General features: G+C 53.6%; 3 protein-coding genes and 3 pseudogenes. 5 read left to right on the top strand and 1 reads right to left on the bottom strand.

Annotated features, from left to right (window positions below; genetic code table 11):
* On the top strand, positions 1-607 hold a 607-nt coding region (locus RBH22_RS17665), incomplete at its 5' end, for a transposase (protein ID WP_306678717.1).
* An 81-nt stretch (positions 608-688) separates the two neighbouring features.
* Here RBH22_RS17665 and RBH22_RS17660 read toward each other — a convergent pair.
* On the bottom strand, positions 689-1441 hold the full coding sequence (locus RBH22_RS17660) for a glycosyltransferase family 2 protein (protein WP_306678713.1): 753 nt from the start codon (positions 1439-1441) through the stop codon (positions 689-691).
* Between the two features lie 169 nt (positions 1442-1610).
* On the opposite strand from RBH22_RS17660, the pseudogene RBH22_RS17655 reads away from it, so the two are divergent.
* From RBH22_RS17655 to RBH22_RS17640, 4 genes and pseudogenes are all read left to right on the top strand, one after another.
* Positions 1611-2087, top strand: a pseudogene (locus RBH22_RS17655) (ISH3 family transposase); the annotation flags it as partial.
* Positions 2088-2175: 88 nt separating this feature from the next.
* Positions 2176-3795, top strand: a complete 1620-nt coding sequence (locus RBH22_RS17650; RefSeq protein ID WP_306678709.1) for a transposase — start codon at positions 2176-2178, stop codon at positions 3793-3795.
* 200 nt (positions 3796-3995) lie between these two features.
* Positions 3996-4301, top strand: a pseudogene (locus RBH22_RS17645) (transposase); the annotation flags it as partial.
* Positions 4302-4333: 32 nt separating this feature from the next.
* A pseudogene (locus tag RBH22_RS17640) lies at positions 4334-4501 on the top strand (IS6 family transposase); the annotation flags it as partial.
* Between the last annotated feature and the right edge of the window lie 25 nt (positions 4502-4526).

The following is a 4526-nucleotide window of genomic DNA, read 5'->3' as shown; positions in this document are numbered from 1 at the left end:
TGACGACCTGCAGCGACAGGAGATTGATATCCGCATCACGCTCTCGTTTGATCGCAAACGAGGGTCGGGCGCAAGCGCGACCCGGACGTTTCGGCTGATCGGCCTGCGCAACGAGGAGACCGACGAGTACCATCTGTATCTGACGAATCTCGGCAAAGAGGACTATAGCGCGCCCGATATCGCGCAGCTCTATCGGGCGCGCTGGGAAGTCGAGTTGCTGTTCAAGGAGTTAAAATCGCGGTTCGGTTTGGACGAGATCAACACGACCGACGCCTACATTATCGAGGCGCTGGTTATCATGGCAGCAATTTCGCTGATGATGAGCCGTGTAATTGTGGACGAGTTGCGGTCACTTGAGGCCAGACAGCGTGAGGCCGAAGCCGCCGCAGACGCCGACGAGTCGGCGTCGCGGCTCCCTCGGCGTCGCTGCTCGCTAGCCGTGGAGCGGCACGCTCATCTGATTCAGCTATATCTTATGGTTGAGTTGGGCTACGAACTACCGGATTTGGACGAGCTGTTGCTGTGGGCGTCACGAAATCCAAATCCACACAGGCAACGGCTACGCAGCCAGGTTGAATCGGGTGAGTTCAGCTTTGCTCGCCACTAAACTAGAACGGATGGCTTTATACCGATAAATATCAAAAATTCAAATTTTTTGTGAATGGTTATAATATTCGCGGGGGTTAAACTACTTTAATAACTTTTGACAGAGGAAGCTTACAAAAATATTGGCGAGAGTGTAATATGACACCCCAAGAAGCAGGGCACGATATACATCTCCTGCTGTATTCATAAACGGCCTACCATCACAAGCAACATACCGGTATTCTTCGTTTATATATTCTCGCACTTCAGGAACTTGTTGTTTTACTTTTATCGCAAATTCCTTGTCCTTTTTAAGTCGATAAGTATGGGTCATACCACTAGAAAGACTCTCCCCGTGTCGCTCAACCTCGAAGAGGTCCTCACAGGTACAGATATCACCTGCCGCTGCTGCCTCAAGTATAAAGAGGTGGTCCTCACGACGTTCAAGAACCTCATCAAAGCGTATGGCTATCTGTTCAGTATCGATCAGAATTGAAGATGTCAATGATTCAATATTCCCCAAATATAATTCGCACATAAATGTTTTTTTGCTTATGTCAGGTGCTTCAACACAGAGACCAGCACCGGTGGAATCCATACGATCCAGTTGCCGTTTAAGCTTATCTTCGTTCCACCGATCGTCGGCATCTAAAAATGCTACGTATCGAGTCTCAGCCTGTTCCAGACCACGGTTTCGAGCCCAAGCTGGCCCGTGGGATTGATCATCTGTAACAACAATTATTTCTACAGGAATTTGTTGTGCTTTTGCCGATTGTTTGGCTCTTTCAAGCATTGAGTTAGGTGTGAATTTAGGTCCATAAGGAATAACCACGCTGACAGTCGGTGATGTTCTCATAGTGAGGTCAATTCAACACTCAGGGTAATTAATTTCGATTGAGTACATTCTTCATCCACACATAAAGACGATGAACCGAGTATGAAGTACCTGCTTCGAACAACGCTCTTGTGGCGTAGATTCAGTACCTCACAAAGCTCGCAAGTTGAAGGAGTCCGCTTGCTGAGTTGTGTCCAAGCAAGCAAAGCAAGCGGACAATGAAATCCACGAAGACCAGCCCCTTAACTTCCTCGTCAATCGGCTTGACGAGGAAGTTACCCTGAACCTCGCCAACAACGCTGAAATCGATGCAGAGGACATCTACGAGGTTCTCGTCGGCGCAACCGCCGACGGAACCTCGATCTCGACGCTCTGCAACTCCAGTGACGACTCGCCATCGGCGAACACGATCCTCAACCATCTCCGGACGAAGTTCGAGCCGGAACGGCTCGAACGAGTCGCTAATACACTCCTTCGGCAGGATGTCGTCGAACTGCTTCCCGAGCAGGTGGAGGTCTGCGCAGACCTCCACCTGCGGCCCTACTACGGTGACGAAGACGACACAGACGCCCTCTACCACTCGGAAGCGAAGCGGGGAACCACCGCATTCCACGCTTACGCGACGCTCTACGCACGCGTGAAGAACAAGCGCTACACGCTGGCGGTGTCGCCGTCTTCATAGTCAGGAGTTCGGAACGACAGATTCTGTGCACGAGGCGGGTGACTGACTCCGATTGCTGGCCAACTGTAAAGCGATGTCTCAAACGACATCCCAGTTCGAGTCTGCGATCAGCAGACTCGAACAACAGGCCGAGGAATTGATTCACAAAGACACGAACCTTCTGACTGTGGTCCGTGAGTTTGACTTCAGTGAGACTGCAATCTACGAAGTTGGGAAAACCGAATGGAACGCTCACTACAGCTACGAGTCGATGGTACGAGCGTTCTATTGCAAGGAGCTCGCCGGCTTCACGACGGCAGAACTCCACGACTACCTCGCGACTGCCGAGCGTGCCAGCACGCTCGGCTTTGATCCCGACCACTTCGTTGGGGACAAAGCCGCACCGGCTCGGACCACACTCGGTCGCGCCTGGCGCGACCGGTTCCCCAACCGGCTTCAAGCTTTTATCCGAACATCTGCTGAATGTATCCTCGCGGTTGCCCACGAGATGGGCAACCCGCTCGGACTGCGTGCGCTTACCCCTGAAGACAAGAGCGGCCTTTCCAACCGCTCGGAACAACGCTACGTCACAGGCAAGGCAAAGGACGTTACGGAGGCCCTCTGTCAGATCGTGTTTCCAGCGATTGACCTCGATCGACCGGACGACGGAACGCGGTATGATGATACCGCGTTCCTCGATCTCCAGAGCTACCTCGGATTGACCGGGACTGCTGCCAACCAGGGAAGCCGGATCTTCGACGAGGAAACAACCCGCGAAAGCGGCGGTCCTGACGGTGATACGCATCTCCACTACATCAAGCAACTCGAGGCGATCGAGATCGCCTCGATGGTTAACGGAGCGATTGGAACGATGATGTGGGCTGCTGAGCAATACTATTCGATCGATCGCCACGTCGATGTGGCGATCGATATCACCTATATCGCCTACTACGGTGATCGTGACGAGTTCCAGATGAGTACAGGGGCACCACCGAGCAAATCGTACTCGTGGTGTTACAAAATGGCGACCGTCTCGATCGTTGGGGAAGAAGTGAAGTTCACGCTCGGGATGCGGCCGCTCCGCGGCTACATCCCTCGGCGAGTTCTCGTTGAGCAACTGCTCGAAATAGCGAGTGACTCTGTTTCGATTGGGACGGTCTACGCCGACGCCGAATTCGACGGCATCGGCGTGATCCACGCGGTCGAAGAGGCGGGCCTCTGCTATCTCATCCGAAAATCCTCGGATGACCCAGTCAAGCGGTTTGTACAGGACATAGACCACGACGTCGGTGTTAAACAGAATCACGAGATGGAAGGAACCATCGTGGGTGGCAGTGTAACGGTCACCCCGACGCTGGTCGGGGTTCCCTCGGATCGGAAGGAAGATGCAACGGTGACGTTCGTGACGAACCTCTCGGTAAGTGACGCGACAAAGAAGGCGCGGGGGCGTACCCGCCGCGTGATGCGGCGGTACACCCGCCGATGGGGAATAGAGAACAGCTACAAGTCGATCAAGGACTTCCTCGCGTGGACGACTTCACGAAACACCGCCGTTCGAGTGTTCTACTTCGGTTTTGCAGTGATTCTGTACGATATGTGGTTGCTCGTTGACCTGCTGGTGCAGGTCAGCCTCAACATTGACCAGCGACTGAAACCACGCGTGCCTGCGCGGACATTCCTGAATGTCGTCCGCAAGGAGGCACCTGTGACGTAGGCGTTCCGCGGCGGCGGAACGCCGACTTGTGAGAGATATCTCTGCTTACCCATTCTATTTTCGAGTGAATCACACCAGGAATGAACGATGGCGGCCTTCGAGTGCTGAGTTGAACAGACAGCTCTCACTTTTCACTTCACCCATCGGTGTAGTAAATTGACGCTCATCGCTCGCTGATGCACATTCCGAACACCTGACTAAATGCGGGCGATCTGCGGTCTCTTGCTGCCGACAAGGGATACGACAAGAAATCGCTCCGCGAATCCCTTCGTGACCTCGGGATTCGCCCGCTCATCAAACATCGCATCTTCGCACCCTATGATCACGCGCACAACGCCAGAATCGACGAACAGCGCTACAATCAGCGCTCAATGACCGAGACCGTGAACTCGGCTGTCAAGCGCTCGCTCGGCTTCGCCGTGCGAGCGCGTTCGTGGTTCCGTGAGTTCCGAGAAATCGCTCTGATGTGTGTCGTCTATAACATCAAGCGAGCTGTAAAACAGTGAATTCCATCGCCGTATGGCGATTCAACACAGCCCTCCGATACCAACACGTCACCCACGGGAATCGCAATGCCGTCAAGCGCGTCTTCAAGGAGCTGAAACGCAGAACCGAACCGTTCGCCAATCACTTCCGGCACGCTCGTCCTGAAACCGCAGAAACGTGGCTCCAAGCATTCGCTGTCTGCTTCAATCAGCTAATCTGAATAATACCCGTTTATGATGCCGTGT

The sequence above is a fragment of the Halobellus sp. H-GB7 genome (assembly GCF_030848585.1).
Classification (GTDB): Archaea; Halobacteriota; Halobacteria; order Halobacteriales; family Haloferacaceae; genus Haloquadratum; species Haloquadratum inordinatus.
The sequence above is the reverse complement of the archived record's forward strand: the minus strand, read 5'-3'. Positions and strand labels throughout refer to the sequence as shown.

Bases quoted from the DNA above. Each gene is read 5' to 3' on its own strand.
- RBH22_RS17660 (WP_306678713.1), bottom strand. From the start codon at position 1,441: ATGAGAACATCACCGACTGTCAGCGTGGTTATTCCTTATGGACCTAAA.
- RBH22_RS17650 (WP_306678709.1), top strand. From the start codon at position 2,176: ATGTCTCAAACGACATCCCAGTTCGAGTCTGCGATCAGCAGACTCGAA.